This is a genomic window from Nocardia sp. NPDC055321 (genome assembly GCF_053645575.1).
The window spans coordinates 431,424-445,603 of the sequence record NZ_JBSHMS010000005.1 but is presented as its reverse complement, the minus strand read 5'-3'; the positions used below and the strand labels follow the sequence as shown (position 1 = coordinate 445,603).

The window sequence follows — 14,180 nt, the reverse complement described above, 5'->3', positions numbered from 1 at the left end:
GGGGGTAAACGGGTGGGGTGGGTTCTACGTGCGCATAGTCATACGACGCGCGCTCAAACTATGACCTTTCCCTCACTGCCCGCGCCCATCACCCGGGTAGCCATACGATCCGGGCCTGATAGAGGTGGAAGGCGAAGTGCCCATGGATCGAAACGCGTTCGTCGAAGTGATGAACGAGGCGAGCGGGATGCTGGAGTCGGGCCGCGCGGGGGAGGCGCTGGAACGACTGACGGCGTTCGACGACGCGCTCACCACCGCACCCGATCCCAAGGACTACGGGTGGGTCGTGTCCTACCGGTTCCGTTCGGCGTTCGCGGCCGGTGAGTTCGATCAGGCCCTGAATCTGGCCGAGCACGGCCCGGCCCGTTTTCCCGCCGACATCCCGCCCGCCACCCTGTCCACCATGTACTCCATGGCCGTGGAGGCCGCGACCCAGCTGGGCCGGGCCGAGACGGCGGTCGTGATGGCCGACCGCTGCATCGAGATCCGGCGCGGCCACGGCGACAGCGGTGAAGTCCTCATGGCCGCCATGACCGCGTGCACCCTGCTCGGCGACATCGAGCGGCACGACCTGGCCATCAAATACGCGCAACTGCTCATCGCCGAGGGTGAGGGGCACGACGAACACCGCTCCTACGGGTACTACGCGGTCTGCGCGGCCATCGAACACGACGTGCCCGGCCCGCTGCTCGAGACCCTGAGCGCAGGCCGGGAATGGCTCAGCGGCCGCGACAACGAATTCGCCCGCGAGGCACTGGAATACCTGGACAAGGTGCAGTCCGATCCGCCGCCCGCCGCGTCCGGCCCGGCCGACGCCGCGCCCGCCGACCCGCAGGCCACCGAGTACCTGCGCATCTCCGACACCGGAGCCCAGCAGGTCACCGGGCCCGCCCAGCCGCCCGCCGACCAGGTCGCGGGCGGGGAGACCGCCGACGCCCTGCTGGACGCGCAACGTCCCGGCATCGCCGCGGCCGCCTACCGCGCGCTCGTCGACGACGCCTTCGCTACCGGCAAACCCGATCCGCTGATCGCGGGCAAGGCCGTGCTGGGCCTGCTCATGGCGCTCATCTTCGACAACCGCGTCGGCGAGGCGCACGCGGTGTGGATCGACGAGCAGAGCGCGACCTTCCTCGGGGTCTGGGCGCTGGAGAACGGGCAGACCTCGGTCCACGACGCGATCGCCTACAACCTGGTCGCGGCCTTCCTGCACTCGCTCAGCACCGGCGACCGGCACGCCGCCAACCACGCGGTCGACACCCTCATGGCGCGCACCATCGAGTGGGCGTTCGAGAACGACCCGCAGGCCGTGCCGCTCATGCTCAACACCTGGAAGCTGCATCTGCGCGAAATCCACGAGGGCGATCCCGCACCCGAATTCCGCTGGGAACTCGGCCGTTTCGAACAGCGCTGGAACGGACCCGTTCCCGACTCCGGGCTGTACTGGATGCGTCCCTACCGGTGGGTCGTCGACTGGGTCTGACCCGCGCCCGCCCGCTGACTAGGCTGCCCGGCATGGCAACCGAAATCTGGCACAACCCGAAGTGCTCGAAGAGCCGTACCGCCAAGGCGCTGCTCGACGACGCCGGCGCCGGCTACGTGGAGCGCCGCTATCTCGACAACCCGCCCACGGCCGCTGAAATCCGCGCCGTGCTGGGCAAACTCGGCCTCGAGCCGTGGGACATCACCCGCACCGGCGAGGCCGAGGCCAAGGAACTGAACGTCGCGTCCTGGGGCCGCACCCCCGCCGACCGCGACCGCTGGGTCGAGGCCCTGGCCACCCACCCCCGCCTGATCGAGCGCCCGATCGTCATCACCGACGACGGCAAGGCCGTGGTCGCCCGCAGCGAGGAAGCCCTCGACACCCTGCGCTGAGCCGCGTGCGCCCGCCGCCGACGTGCTGCGCTGAATCGCGCAGCTGCGGCGAATATCGCACCGCTTCCGACACACCTCCTCGCCTTGCGGCGAGGTGCGACCGCGTCGCCGGCCGACGCGGTCTGGCGGCGATGGCGGCCCGGGCAGGCGATCAAAGTTCTGGCGCCGGAGATGCGCCGGCTCGCCGAGTACGACGCCGTCGAGGCGGCCGGCGGCACGGTGCCCGCGGGCGCCTCCAGCACCGCCTCGCCGACCCCGACCCGCACCGGCGCCGAACCAGCCCTGGCCACGCCGTCATCGCGGCGGCACTCCCTCCGGTCATCCGGGGACGATCCGCGACCGGGTCGTGCCGCCGACGACTCCGATCGGCGCGGCCTGGCGAGGTTCGATTGCCCGGGCGGATCGGGTGTGACCGCCCGCGACCGAGTCACCGGGCGGTGTGGGGCGCCGGGGTGATCTCGAAGACCGGGAAACCCGGTGCGATCGCGGCCAACTCGGCGTCGGTGGCGTTCTTGGTCAGGCCCTCGAAGAAGCGACCGACCTCCCAGCCCCAGCGCTCGAGGTACTCGCGCAGGACGGGGACCTTGTCGGCGTCGGGCATCTCTGCCGCGGTGAAGGTCTCGACCTTGCGGCCCAGGCGCAGCTCGCCCGAACCCGCGACGCGCAGGTTGCGGACCCACTGGGTGTGCCCGCGCGGGGCGACCAGGTAGCGCTTGCCGTCGGAGTCGAGGATATTGACCATCGTGGTCCGCCACTCGCCGGACTTGCGGCCGCGCACCGCGAGCAGGCGGGAGCCCAGGACGCTGATGCCGAGCTTGGGCAGCAGGTTGAACACGCGATTCATGATGGGATCCAGGCCGCTGGGCAGGATGTAGCGGGTGGCGGCGGTGTCGTTCATGGTCTTCCCTCTCACTCTTCGAGAGCGGTGCTCTCTGATGTGATCAGTGTGCGCGGAATCGCCGCGCATTGTCAAGAGCGGCGCTCTCTAAAAAGGTCGGTGCTCCGAATGTGGCACACTGTTCGCATGAGCGCGCCGCGTACCGCCCGTGAACGGGCCCGGGTCGAGATCACCCGAGAGATCACCGATGCCGCGCGGCGCCAGCTCGCCGAATCGGGCGCGGCCGCGCTCTCGCTGCGGGCCATCGCCCGCGAACTCGGCATGGTCTCCTCGGCGCTGTATCGCTACTTCCCGAGCCGGGACGAGCTGCTCACCACGCTGATCATCGAGGCGTACAACGCCATCGGCTCGGCGGTGGAGGACGCCGTCCGCGCGGCGCGGACCCCGCGCGCGCAATGGATCGCCGCGTCGAACGCGGTGCGGGACTGGGGAATCGCGCACCCGCACGAGTACGCGCTGCTGTACGGCTCGCCGGTGCCCGGCTACCAGGCCCCGCAGACCACGATCGCGCCGGCCGCCCGGGTGCCCCTGGCCGCACTCGGCATCCTGAGCGCCGCCGTCGAGAACGACGCCCTCGCGGTCGGCTCCGAACCGCTCGCACCCGAACTCGCCGCCCAGACCGCCGCGCTGGCGGCGCAATTCGCCCCCGGCGTACCCGAGGCGAACATCGCCCGCATGGTCGTGGCCTGGACCCAGCTCTTCGGCCTGGTCGGCTTCGAACTCACCGGCCAGCTCGTCGGCAGCATGGACCCGGCCGGGCCGCTCTTCGACTACTCGGTCGCGGCCATGGCCGATCTCATCGGACTGCGCGACTAGATCGTGCCCGCGGCGAGGATGCGTACCGCGCACGCCCGCATCGGCCCCGCTCTGTGCTCCGAATCGCGTGGGGTGACCGGGTCGCCGGCACTCGCGCAGGCGAACAAGGCGGCCGTCCCGGGCGATCTCGCCGAGGCGATGGGGAAGACGTGCCGGCTCGGTGGCGATTCGCGCCGGTTTCGGTGTGGCATGGCGTCTAGTGGGCGGGCGTCGGTTCCAAGGGAAACGGCGGCGCGCCCTCGCCCGCTATTCGCAGGTTGCCCCAGGGGTCGCGCTCCTGCAGCACGGCCCGGGCCGGCAGACCTCCCGGCACCATGAGGAACACCTGACCGCGGCCCGGATCGGGCAGATCCACGTGCTCCGGCGCGGAAACCCGGCCGTACCAATGGAATTTGCCGTCTATCGGGTCCAGATGGCCGTTCAGGGCGACGGTCACCGGGAGATCCCCGGCGGGTGTGTCGAGCAGCGCCGGGCCCGAATACTCCGGTCCGGCTTCGAGTTCGGGGACCGGGTCCGCCCCGCCCGAACGCGGGAACCTGTCCGCCCGCGCCCGCCGCCGTCTGCCGAAGCGCCTCACAGCAGCCCCCTGCGCTGCCAGATACGCTTGCCGATCGGCCCCATGAGCCCCTGCTTGTCCAGGAACGCACCGAGATTCGCCGCGCCGATCCCCAGCGCCCGGCGGGCGTGCGGATTGGCGCGGGCCATCCGCCGCGCGCCCCGGCCGTCCTCGATGCCGGCGCGAACGTACATGTGCCAGTTGGTCATCAGATGCACGAACAGCGGCGCGGCGATCGCCACGCACATCCGGGTGTACGCGCGCTCGGCCGCGGTCATGGTCGGTGCGCGCCGGGCCAGTGCGTCGCGGGCGAAACCGATGTGCCGCGCCTCCTCGGTGACGTGAATCCGCATGGCGCGCGCCACGATCGGCTGCAGGTCCGCGTCGTCGAGGGTGCGCCGCTGGATGGCGTCGAAGATCTCCTCGCCGACCAGCGCGCCCACCCAGACCATGGGCCCGCGCAGGAACAGCTGCAGCGAGCTGATCACCAGGCGCTCGTAGCGGTTCGGCCAGTACGGCCGTGCCTCGATGCGGTCGATGAGTTTGCCGAACATCATCATGTGCCGGCATTCGTCGCCCATCTCGGTGAGCGTGTAGTGGCTGTGCCGCGAGGTCGGATCGCCGTTCATGAGCTCGCGCAACAGCAGTCGATTGAGCAGGTTCTCGAACCAGATGCCCACCGAGAGCACGCTCGCCAGCTCCTGGCGGGACAGTTCGCGGCGCTGCTCCGCGCTCATGGCCTCCCACAGCGGCGTGCCGTACAGCGAGATCACCTCGGGCGGGAGAAAGAGTTTGTCCGGATCCAGCGGTGCGTTCCAGTCGATGTCGACCACGGGGTCGTAGGACTTCTTCGCCGATCCGAGCAGCAGGCGCTGCGCGAAGGCCTCGCGGGGCAGTGGTGCGGCCGTTGTCACCGATGCGTCGTCGCCCATGACGGCTCCTGACTCAAGTTACTGATACAACCTGTTACACTCAGATTAGTGGTACACGATGTATCGGTCAATGGACAGGTGGGTATCGTGAGCCGGGTGACCGGAACCAGCGCACGCACGTCGTCCGCGGCAGCCGACGGCCGCAGCACCCGCTGGAACGGCCACAAGGCCCGCCGCCGCGCCGACATGCTCGACGCCGCCCTGACGGTGATCGAGGCCAACGGCACCGACATCTCGGTGCAGCAGATCGCCGACAAGCTCAAGGTGCCGCGCCCGGTGGTGTACCGGCACTTCAACGGCCGCGCCGATCTCGACGAGCAGATCCGCCGCCACATCCTCGAATCGCTACTGGCCGAACTGCTTCCGCGCCTGCGCCCGGACGGGACCCTCAAGGACGCGGTGCGCGGCGCGGTCGGCACCTACGTGGGCTGGGTCGAGCGGCATCCGAACCTGCATCGCTTCCTGGCCACCGCCGACCCCCAGGGCGAGTCCTCGCGCGCGGTCGCGGGCGCCCGCGACCGCATCGGCGGCCAGCTGGCGGACCTGTTCGCCGACACCCTCGCCGGGTTCGGACTGGATCGAAACCGCGCCCGCCCCATGGCCTTCGGGATGGTCGGCTTCGTCGACGGGGTGGTCAACAGCTGGCGCGCCGAGGCCACCCTGACCTCGGAACAGGTCGAGGGCATCCTCACCGAGTCGGTGCTCGCGCTGATCGAGGGCAACGCCCGCAGCCTCGACGTCCCCATGTCCCGGGACACCGTCGTCGGCGAGCTGATCTCGCGCGCCGAGGCCGTGCGCGCGCAGTAGTCCGGAACGAGCGCGGGCACCGGCGCGCGATCGCGCCGATGCCCGCAGAGGCCGTACCGGGCTAGGCGGTGCGCGCGCCGCCGCGCTCGGCCAGCGCCCGGTAGCTCGCGTTCCACAGCCACTCCACCGGGCCCTTGTCGAAGCGGCGCAGCCACAGGTGCGCGAAGATCAGCATGAACGCGCTGACCACCAGGTAGACCCCGACCGTGAACGGCACCCGGGCATTGCCGGTGAACTCCGCGGCCAGGCCCAGTCCCCAGCCGTAGCAGATGGCACCCGCGACGAGGTTCTGCAGGATGTAGCAGCTCAACGCCATCCGCCCCACCTCGGTGAACCGCCTGCCTACCACGCCCGGCGCAGGCCGGCGCACGTAGAACTCCGCCACCAGCGCCAGGATGCCCAGCGCCACGAACGGCGCGATGCCGTAGCGGGTGAACAGGATGAGGGTCCCGCCAAGCATGCCCAGCGCCAGATCCAGGGGTGCGGCGACGGCGAAACCGATGATCATGAGGCGCTTGCGGATTCGCGCTCCGCCCGGTTCGAAGACGCCCGCGGCGAACAGTCGAGCGCCGAGCAGGAACAGCGCGATACACAGCGGGAAGATGACGATCGCCTCGACGCGGAACAGCAGCGCGTTGTCCAGGCGGAACAGCACCAGATCCCAGAACGACCCGTCCGCATAGGGATTGGGGTCCAGCACCTCGGAGGACGACGAATCATCCTGTCCCGAACCCGATATCGCGGCCAGCGCCACCACGACGGCCAGCAGGGTGAGCAGCGCGGTGTGGATGCCGGCGGCGATCCACAGCCAGCGGCGTTGCGCCCGGGGACTCGTCGCCAGCACGAACGCCACGACCAGGCCGGTGGCCGCGTATCCCATCAGGACATCGAATTCGGCCACGAACAGGAAGTTCAGCAGGCCGTCCAGGAACAGCAGCCCGGCCCGCCACGGGTATTTGCCGGGCCACGGCCGGCCGCCGCGGGCGGCCGAGCGCTGCTGGATCGCGAGCCCGATGCCGAACATGATGGTGAGTAGACCCAGGAACTTGCCCTGCGCCAGTTGTTGCAGGAACCGCTCGGCCCACAGCCAGATCCCCTCGGGCTCGTCCGTGCGGGAGATGTATCCGGGGAGACCGCTGATGTTGGTGAAGATCCAGACGTTGGTGCCCAGCGTCCCCAGGATGGCGATGCCGCGCAGGACGTCCAGGGCGGCCAGTCGCGATGAACGCGGCTCGGCCGGAACGGGTTTCGACCCGGTGTCGGTGGTGGTCCGGGGTGCGAGCTGCGGAGCGGGTACCGGTTCGGCCATGCCGGATATTCTGCCGACGCGGCAGGTCAGCGCGGATCCACCGGCAGAACGATCGGCGGTGCGACCAGAGGATGACCTGCCCCCGAGGTGCGCCGTTGCCCAGGCGGCCACCATTCGCGGCCGCGTCGCCTAGGCTCGACGCCATGCAGCGCATTATCGGAATCGAGGTCGAGTACGGCATTTCGACGCCTTCGGAGCCGTCGGCCAACCCGATTCTCACGTCGACCCAGGCGGTGCTCGCCTACGCCGCGGCGGAAGGCGTACCGCGGGCCAAACGCACCCGGTGGGACTACGAGGTGGAGTCACCCCTGCGCGACGCGCGAGGATTCGATCTGGGGCGGCTCAACGGGCCCGCGCCGGTGATCGACGCCGACGAGGTCGGCGCGGCGAACATGATCCTCACCAACGGCGCCCGGCTCTACGTCGATCACGCCCATCCCGAGTACTCCGCCCCCGAGGTCACCGACCCCCTGGACGCGGTCATCTGGGACAAGGCCGGCGAGCGGGTCATGGACGCCGCCGCCCGCTACGCCTCGAGCGTGCCCGGTGCGCCGCGCATGCAGCTGTACAAGAACAACGTCGACGGCAAGGGCGCCTCGTACGGCACCCACGAGAACTACCTGATGAGCCGGGACACCCCGTTCAACCAGATCATCGTCGGGCTCACCCCGTTCTTCGTCTCACGCCAGGTCGTCTGCGGTTCCGGTCGCGTCGGCATCGGCCAGTCCGGTGACACCGCGGGCTTCCAGCTGTCCCAGCGCGCCGACTACATCGAGGTCGAGGTCGGGCTCGAGACCACGCTCAAGCGCGGCATCATCAACACCCGCGACGAACCGCACGCCGACGCCGACAAGTACCGCCGGCTGCACGTGATCATCGGCGACGCCAACCTCTCCGAATGGGCCACCTACCTCAAGGTCGGCACCACCGCCCTGGTGCTGGACCTGATCGAGGCGGGGGAGGACCTGTCCGATCTGCAGCTGGCCCGCCCGGTGACCGCGGTGCACACGATCAGCCACGACCCGACGCTGCGCGCGACCGTCGCGCTCGCGGACGGCCGGGAACTGACCGGCCTTGCGCTGCAACGCATCTACCTCGACCGGGTCGAGAAGTTCATGGACCGCGAGGGCAACGACGACCCGCGGGTGCAGGACGTCATCGAGAAGTGGGCCCACGTCCTGGATCTGCTCGAGCGCGATCCGATGGAGACCGCCGACCTGCTGGACTGGACCGCCAAACTCCGCCTGCTGGAAGGCATGCGCCAGCGCGAGGGCCTGACCTGGTCCGCGCCCAAGCTGCACCTGGTCGACCTGCAGTACTCCGATGTGCGCCTGGACAAGGGCCTGTACAACCGCCTGGTGGCGCGCGGATCCATGCAGCGCCTGGTGACCGAGCAGCAGATCCTGGACGCGATGACCAACCCGCCCACCGACACCCGCGCCTACTTCCGCGGTGAGTGCCTGCGCCGCTTCGGCGCCGACATCGCCGCGGCCAGCTGGGATTCGGTGATCTTCGATCTGGGCGGCGACTCGCTGGTCCGCATCCCCACCCTCGAGCCGCGCCGCGGCACCAAAACCCATGTGGGGCAGCTGCTGGACGGGGTGTCCACCGCCGCGGAATTGGTGAAACAGCTCACTCGCTGAGCGATACCCGAGGGACGTCACGCGGTGCGGGCCGAGCGCCCCGCACCGCGTTCGCGTGCGCGGCGCGCGGTCGCGGGCACCGCGGCGTGCCCCGGCGCCGGCACCGCGCACGAGGTGGGGTTCACCCCCTATAGCCCCTAATTTCCGGGGTGTTCGCGGGCGGTGCCCGGCGGCGCCGAACCGGGCGCTCGACCTACTTTTTCGAGGGTTCGAGGGGTTACCCCCGAAGAACTTTCCGTGCTTCGGGGCCGTACCCCGCAAGGCTGCCGGAAGGTCGCGGAAAGACGGCATTGCGGTTAATCCGGCATGTTGCGGTCGTCGCTGGGTACTGTTGGGTGCACGGGCACCGGCTTTTTCCGATGCTCGCCGATGATCACAGAGGAGGTCGGCTGCTATGGCACAAGAGCAGACCAAGCGCGCCGGTGGTGGCGACGAGGACGAGGGGCCCGTCGGGGACGGTGCTGCGGGGCAGGAGCGTCGCGAGAAACTGGCTGAGGAGACCGACGACCTGCTCGACGAGATCGACGACGTCCTCGAGGAGAATGCCGAGGACTTCGTGCGCGCCTACGTTCAGAAGGGCGGCCAGTGACCTCAGGCGACCCCTTGCGCAGCCAGATGGGGCTCGCTCTTTCGTCCTTCTCCGAATATCTCCGGCTCCACGCACCGGAACTGTTGCCCGGCAACGATTTCCGGGTCGACGGCGCATCCGGTTCGGGTGCGCCGTCCGACATCGCGCCGCACGGCACCACCATCGTCGCGGTCAGCTACCGCGGCGGTGTGCTGATCGCGGGCGATCGCCGTGCGACACAGGGCAATCTGCTCGCCAGCCGTGACATCGAGAAGGTGTACATCACCGACACCTTCTCCGCGGCGGGCATCGCGGGCACCGCGGGCATGGCGATCGAGATGATCCGCCTGTTCGCGGTGGAGCTCGAGTACTACGAGAAGATCGAGGGGGTGCCCCTCACCTTCGACGGCAAGGCCAACAAACTCTCGAAGATGGTGCGCGACAACCTCCCCGCGGCCCTGCAGGGTCTCGCGGTGGTGCCGATGCTGGTCGGGTACGACCCCGACCAGCCGGACCCGGACAAGTCCGGGCGCGTCATCTCCTATGACGTGGTCGGCGGCCGCAGCGAAGAGCGATTCGGTTACACCGCTGTCGGTTCCGGCTCGCTGTTCGCCAAGTCGTCGCTGAAGAAGACCTATCGCCGGGGCATCGATCAGGACCGGGCGCTGAGCATCGCCGTGGAAGCCCTGTTCGACGCCGCCGACGACGACACCGCCACCGGCGGCCCCGACACCATGCGGGGCATCTATCCGACGGCGATCGTCATCGATTCCGAAGGCGCCGTTGAGGTGTCGGAGGACCGGCTGGCCGAGATCACACGCGGGATCGTGGCCGCGCGTGGCGACGAAGAGGGGGATGCGCAAGCATGACACTGCCGTATTACGCATCCGCCGAACAGATCATGCGCGACAAGACCGAACTCGCGCGCAAGGGCATCGCGCGCGGGCGAAGCGTCGTCGTGCTGGTCTACGACAAGGGCGTGGTGTTCGTCGCGGAGAACCCGTCGGCGACCCTGCACAAGGTGAGCGAGTTGTACGACCGCGTCGGGTTCGCCGCGGTCGGCAAGTACAACGAGTTCGAGAGCCTGCGCCGGGGTGGCATCCTGCAGGCCGACCTGCGCGGGTACCAGTTCGACCGGCGCGATGTCACCGGCCGGTTCCTGGCCAACCTGTACGCGCAGAGCCTGGGCACGATCTTCACCGATCAGCTCAAGCCCTTCGAGGTGGAGATCTGCGTCGCCGAGGTCGGGTATCCGGAGGCCGAGTCCAACTCGGTGCTGTACCGGATCAACTTCGACGGATCCATTGTCGACGAGCGCGAATTCGTGGTGATGGGCGGCAACACCGACCCGATCGTCACCGCGCTCAAGGGTTCGTACAAGCCGGGGCTGCCCCTGCACGACGCGGTCTCGGTCGCGGTGGCGGCGCTGGCCAAGGCGACACCCGAGGGCGCCGACAAGGACAAGCGGGTGGCGGGCTCCTCACTCGAGGTCGCCACCCTCGAACAGGCCCGGCCGCGACGGGCGTTCCGTCGCATCACCGGCGCCGCTCTGCAGGAGCTGATCACCGGCAGGGCACCCAGCGCCAAGGCCGCCGCCGAAGCGGACAAGCCCACGGGCGGAGATCCGTCCCAGGCATAGGGAATTCGCGCAATCCCCGGTCATCCACCGCATTCGGATGACCGGGGATTTTCGACGCCGTCCCGCATCGGATCCCACATGCTGAAATTCGGGTCGCGCGCAATTCGACGCGCGGTCCGGAAAGCGCCGTACCCGCCCCGGATTCCCGGTGCGCGACCCGGATTCGTTTTCCCGCACCGGGTGTCGGGACGCGCACAAATCCGGGCCCGCTCGCCCGTCCCGGCCACCGCGCCGCCCCCGCCGATCCGGCGCCGGCGGGCTCGCACTCGCCTCACCTGAGTGTTTGCAGTCTGCACAGCAGAGTGCAAAGGGGACTTGCCTTTTCGCTGGCTACGGCCCGTGCGGCGTTGCATCCCGTGCTAAATCGTTGTGAATACGTTTGCACCATGTCTCTCACAGCGCCCTTATCGGGCAGCGTATCGCTGTAATGTCGATAGGGTGCAGCGACGAATCATGGGGATCGAAACCGAATTCGGGGTGACGTGCACCTTCCACGGTCACCGTCGGTTGAGTCCTGACGAGGTGGCCCGGTACCTTTTCCGCCGGGTAGTTTCCTGGGGCCGTAGTTCTAACGTGTTCCTCCGCAATGGCGCCCGGCTCTACCTCGATGTCGGTTCGCATCCGGAGTACGCGACGGCCGAGTGCGACAGCCTGGTGCAGCTGGTCACTCATGACCGCGCCGGTGAACGGGTCCTGGAGGATCTGCTCATCGACGCCGAACAGCGTCTCGCCGAGGAAGGCATCGGCGGCGACATCTACCTGTTCAAGAACAACACCGACTCCGCGGGCAACTCCTACGGGTGTCACGAGAACTTCCTCGTGGTGCGCGCCGGCGAGTTCTCCCGCATCTCCGACGTGCTGTTGCCGTTCCTGGTGACCCGGCAGCTCATCTGCGGTGCGGGCAAGGTGCTCCAGACGCCGAAGGCGGCCACCTTCTGCCTCTCGCAGCGCGCGGAACACATCTGGGAGGGCGTCTCCTCGGCGACCACGCGCTCGCGGCCCATCATCAATACCCGCGATGAGCCGCACGCCGACGCCGAGAAGTACCGCCGCCTGCACGTGATCGTCGGCGACTCCAACATGGCCGAGCCGAGCACGATGCTCAAGGTCGGCACCGCCTCGCTGGTGCTCGAGATGATCGAGGCCGGGGTCGCGTTCCGGGACTTCGCCCTGGACAACCCGATTCGGGCCATCCGCGAGGTCTCCCACGACCTGACCGGGCGCCGTCCGGTACGGCTGGCGGGTGGCCGGCAGGCCAGCGCCCTGGACATCCAGCGCGAGTACTACGCCCGCGCCGTGGAGCATCTGCGCAATCGCGACCGCGATCCGCAGGTGGACGCGGTGGTGGACCTGTGGGGCCGCACCCTGGACGCGGTCGAGGCACAGGACTTCGCGAAGGTCGACACCGAGATCGACTGGGTCATCAAGCGCAAGCTCTTCCAGCGCTACCAGGACCGCTACAACATGGAGCTGTCCGATCCCAAGATCGCCCAGCTGGACCTGGCCTACCACGACATCAAGCGCGGCCGCGGGGTCTTCGACCTGCTGCAGCGCAAGGGTCTGGCCAAGCGCATCACCGAGGACGAGGCCATCGACAACGCGGTCAACACCCCGCCGCAGACCACCCGGGCCAAACTGCGCGGCGATTTCATCACCGCCGCCCAGGAGGCGGGCCGTGACTTCACGGTCGACTGGGTGCACCTCAAGCTGAACGATCAGGCGCAGCGCACCGTGCTCTGCAAGGATCCGTTCCGCTCGGTGGATGAACGAGTCGACAGGCTGATCGCTTCGATGTAGTTCGTGGTTTCAGGCGCAGCGCACCGTGCTCTGCAAGCGGTGCCCGTGCCGCTCGGTCGATGAACGAGTCGACAGGCTGATCGCTTCGATGTAGTTCGCCTCGGTGTAGGCGATCGAACAGCTCGGAACCGGGCCGTGAACCCTCGTGGTTCACGGCCCGTTCTGCTGTTTTGTGAGGTTCGTCCGAACTCGCGGGACGGGCCCGCCGGTGCGCGCGCACCGAAGCGCTACTCGCAGAGGCCGGGTCGTGGTACGCGCGAGCGCGGCGCACACTAGTCTCTACGGGGTGGCGATATCCAAGGTCGAGCGGTTGATGAATCTTGTTATCGCGCTGCTGTCCACCCGCCAGTTCCTGACCGCCGAGCGGATTCGGGATTCGGTCGCGGGATACGAGGAGTCCGCGAGCGACGAGGCGTTCAGCCGCATGTTCGAGCGCGACAAGAACGAGCTGCGCGATCTGGGCATTCCCCTCGAAATCGGTCCGATCAGCCGGTACTCGAGTGCCGAGGGCTACCGCATCAACCGCGATGCGTACGAGCTACCCGACATCGACCTGACCAGCGCCGAATCGGCCGCGGTCGCGGTCGCCGTGCAGCTGTGGGAGTCGCCCGAACTGGCCGCGGCGGCCGAGAGCGGTCTGCTCAAGCTGCGCGCCGCGGGCATTCACGTCGAACCCGATGTCGGCGTCTCGGCGGTGCCCGCCGTGCCCGCGCGCACCCGCGGTTCGGAACCGGTGCTCGGCAAGCTGCTCGCCGCCATCGACGCCGGGCGCCCGGTGCGGTTCTCGCACCGGCAGTCGCACGGCGATCCGGTCGAACGCGACGTGCAGCCCTGGGGCGTGGTCACCCATCACGGCCGCTGGTACCTGGTCGGGCACGACAACGTCCGCGACGCGCAGCGCGTGTTCCGCGTCTCGCGCATCGGCGACGACGTGGTCGAGTACGGCCCCGAGAACACCGTGCACAAACCCGAGGGCCTGGATCTGCGGGCGGCGGTGGCCGAGGTCACCGGTCAGGCCCCGATCGCCGGTTCGGCGACGGTCTGGGTCGCCAAGGGCCGCGGGCAGGAGATCCGCCGGCTCGGCGCGACGATCGAGGATCGGGAACTGGCCGGGCGCGCGGGCGCCATCGTCGAGGTGCCCATCCGCTCGCGGGACTGGCTGGCCCGCCTCATCACCGGACTCGGCGCCGACGCCCTGGTGCTCGCCCCGGAAGATCTGCGCGACAACGTGATTGCCCGGCTCGAGTCGGTGCTCGAACGGACGGAGGTTTCGGCGTGAGCGAGGTAGCGGGCGGCAGTGCCCGGCGTGCGCAGCAGGACGGTGCGCGCGCCTCGGCCGGTTC

At 69.1% G+C, this 14,180-nt stretch carries 14 protein-coding genes; 10 read left to right on the top strand and 4 right to left on the bottom strand.

Annotation, left to right across the window (positions count from 1 at the left end; translation table 11 throughout):
- Positions 1 to 142: 142 nt before the first annotated feature.
- Complete coding sequence (locus ACWIGI_RS11140) at positions 143 to 1,480, top strand: hypothetical protein (protein ID WP_454202208.1); 1,338 nt, start codon at positions 143 to 145, stop codon at positions 1,478 to 1,480.
- Positions 1,481 to 1,512: 32 nt separating this feature from the next.
- Positions 1,513 to 1,872, top strand: coding sequence for an arsenate reductase family protein (locus ACWIGI_RS11135; RefSeq protein WP_454202207.1), 360 nt, complete (start codon positions 1,513 to 1,515; stop codon positions 1,870 to 1,872).
- Positions 1,873 to 2,299: 427 nt separating this feature from the next.
- Here ACWIGI_RS11135 and ACWIGI_RS11130 read toward each other — a convergent pair whose 3' ends face one another.
- Positions 2,300 to 2,770, bottom strand: a complete 471-nt coding sequence (locus ACWIGI_RS11130) for a nitroreductase family deazaflavin-dependent oxidoreductase (protein WP_454202206.1) — start codon at positions 2,768 to 2,770, stop codon at positions 2,300 to 2,302.
- A gap of 126 nt (positions 2,771 to 2,896) precedes the next feature.
- Here ACWIGI_RS11130 and ACWIGI_RS11125 point away from each other — a divergent pair, with 126 nt between their 5' ends.
- Positions 2,897 to 3,586, top strand: a complete 690-nt coding sequence (locus ACWIGI_RS11125) for a TetR/AcrR family transcriptional regulator (protein WP_454202205.1) — start codon at positions 2,897 to 2,899, stop codon at positions 3,584 to 3,586.
- A gap of 196 nt (positions 3,587 to 3,782) precedes the next feature.
- On the opposite strand, the gene ACWIGI_RS11120 is transcribed toward ACWIGI_RS11125, so the two are convergent.
- Both ACWIGI_RS11120 and ACWIGI_RS11115 read right to left on the bottom strand, forming a co-directional pair.
- Positions 3,783 to 4,163 carry a DUF4873 domain-containing protein gene (locus ACWIGI_RS11120; protein ID WP_454202204.1) on the bottom strand — a complete coding sequence of 127 codons (381 nt, stop codon included), beginning with the start codon at positions 4,161 to 4,163 and terminating at the stop codon, positions 3,783 to 3,785.
- Positions 4,160 to 5,074: an AurF N-oxygenase family protein gene (locus tag ACWIGI_RS11115; protein WP_454202203.1), complete on the bottom strand. Its 915-nt coding sequence runs from the start codon at positions 5,072 to 5,074 to the stop codon at positions 4,160 to 4,162. The genes ACWIGI_RS11120 and ACWIGI_RS11115 overlap by 4 nt, the downstream gene beginning before the upstream one ends.
- Before the next feature lie 96 nt (positions 5,075 to 5,170).
- On the opposite strand from ACWIGI_RS11115, the gene ACWIGI_RS11110 reads away from it, so the two are divergent.
- The gene (locus ACWIGI_RS11110) at positions 5,171 to 5,881 is read left to right on the top strand and encodes a TetR/AcrR family transcriptional regulator (protein ID WP_454202202.1); all 711 of its coding nucleotides are present in this window, start codon (positions 5,171 to 5,173) and stop codon (positions 5,879 to 5,881) included.
- Positions 5,882 to 5,942: 61 nt separating this feature from the next.
- Here ACWIGI_RS11110 and ACWIGI_RS11105 read toward each other — a convergent pair whose 3' ends face one another.
- Positions 5,943 to 7,190 (bottom strand): DUF418 domain-containing protein, encoded by a 1,248-nt coding sequence (locus ACWIGI_RS11105; protein WP_454202201.1) that lies wholly within the window; start codon positions 7,188 to 7,190, stop codon positions 5,943 to 5,945.
- 143 nt (positions 7,191 to 7,333) lie between these two features.
- On the opposite strand from ACWIGI_RS11105, the gene dop reads away from it, so the two are divergent.
- The 6 genes from dop to ACWIGI_RS11075 all read left to right on the top strand — a co-directional run bounded on the left by dop (position 7,334) and on the right by ACWIGI_RS11075 (position 14,116).
- The gene (gene dop / locus ACWIGI_RS11100; RefSeq protein ID WP_454202200.1) at positions 7,334 to 8,833 is read left to right on the top strand and encodes a depupylase/deamidase Dop; all 1,500 of its coding nucleotides are present in this window, start codon (positions 7,334 to 7,336) and stop codon (positions 8,831 to 8,833) included.
- A gap of 394 nt (positions 8,834 to 9,227) precedes the next feature.
- Positions 9,228 to 9,422 carry a ubiquitin-like protein Pup gene (locus tag ACWIGI_RS11095; protein WP_067536347.1) on the top strand — a complete coding sequence of 65 codons (195 nt, stop codon included), beginning with the start codon at positions 9,228 to 9,230 and terminating at the stop codon, positions 9,420 to 9,422.
- Positions 9,423 to 9,448: 26 nt separating this feature from the next.
- On the top strand, positions 9,449 to 10,270 hold the full coding sequence (prcB, locus tag ACWIGI_RS11090) for a proteasome subunit beta (protein WP_454202273.1): 822 nt from the start codon (positions 9,449 to 9,451) through the stop codon (positions 10,268 to 10,270).
- Positions 10,267 to 11,040 (top strand): proteasome subunit alpha, encoded by a 774-nt coding sequence (prcA, locus tag ACWIGI_RS11085; RefSeq protein ID WP_454202199.1) that lies wholly within the window; start codon positions 10,267 to 10,269, stop codon positions 11,038 to 11,040. Before prcB ends, prcA begins: the two co-directional genes overlap by 4 nt.
- Before the next feature lie 438 nt (positions 11,041 to 11,478).
- Positions 11,479 to 12,837 (top strand): Pup--protein ligase, encoded by a 1,359-nt coding sequence (gene pafA / locus ACWIGI_RS11080; RefSeq protein ID WP_454202198.1) that lies wholly within the window; start codon positions 11,479 to 11,481, stop codon positions 12,835 to 12,837.
- Positions 12,838 to 13,123: 286 nt separating this feature from the next.
- Complete coding sequence (locus ACWIGI_RS11075; RefSeq protein ID WP_454202197.1) at positions 13,124 to 14,116, top strand: helix-turn-helix transcriptional regulator; 993 nt, start codon at positions 13,124 to 13,126, stop codon at positions 14,114 to 14,116.
- Positions 14,117 to 14,180 lie beyond the last annotated feature (64 nt).

Bases quoted from the DNA above. Each gene is read 5' to 3' on its own strand.
- ACWIGI_RS11140 (WP_454202208.1), top strand. From the start codon at position 143: ATGGATCGAAACGCGTTCGTCGAAGTGATGAACGAGGCGAGCGGGATG.
- ACWIGI_RS11135 (WP_454202207.1), top strand. From the start codon at position 1,513: ATGGCAACCGAAATCTGGCACAACCCGAAGTGCTCGAAGAGCCGTACC.
- ACWIGI_RS11130 (WP_454202206.1), bottom strand. From the start codon at position 2,770: ATGAACGACACCGCCGCCACCCGCTACATCCTGCCCAGCGGCCTGGAT.
- ACWIGI_RS11125 (WP_454202205.1), top strand. From the start codon at position 2,897: ATGAGCGCGCCGCGTACCGCCCGTGAACGGGCCCGGGTCGAGATCACC.
- ACWIGI_RS11115 (WP_454202203.1), bottom strand. From the start codon at position 5,074: ATGGGCGACGACGCATCGGTGACAACGGCCGCACCACTGCCCCGCGAG.
- ACWIGI_RS11105 (WP_454202201.1), bottom strand. From the start codon at position 7,190: ATGGCCGAACCGGTACCCGCTCCGCAGCTCGCACCCCGGACCACCACC.
- dop (WP_454202200.1), top strand. From the start codon at position 7,334: ATGCAGCGCATTATCGGAATCGAGGTCGAGTACGGCATTTCGACGCCT.
- ACWIGI_RS11095 (WP_067536347.1), top strand. From the start codon at position 9,228: ATGGCACAAGAGCAGACCAAGCGCGCCGGTGGTGGCGACGAGGACGAG.
- prcB (WP_454202273.1), top strand. From the start codon at position 9,449: ATGGGGCTCGCTCTTTCGTCCTTCTCCGAATATCTCCGGCTCCACGCA.
- prcA (WP_454202199.1), top strand. From the start codon at position 10,267: ATGACACTGCCGTATTACGCATCCGCCGAACAGATCATGCGCGACAAG.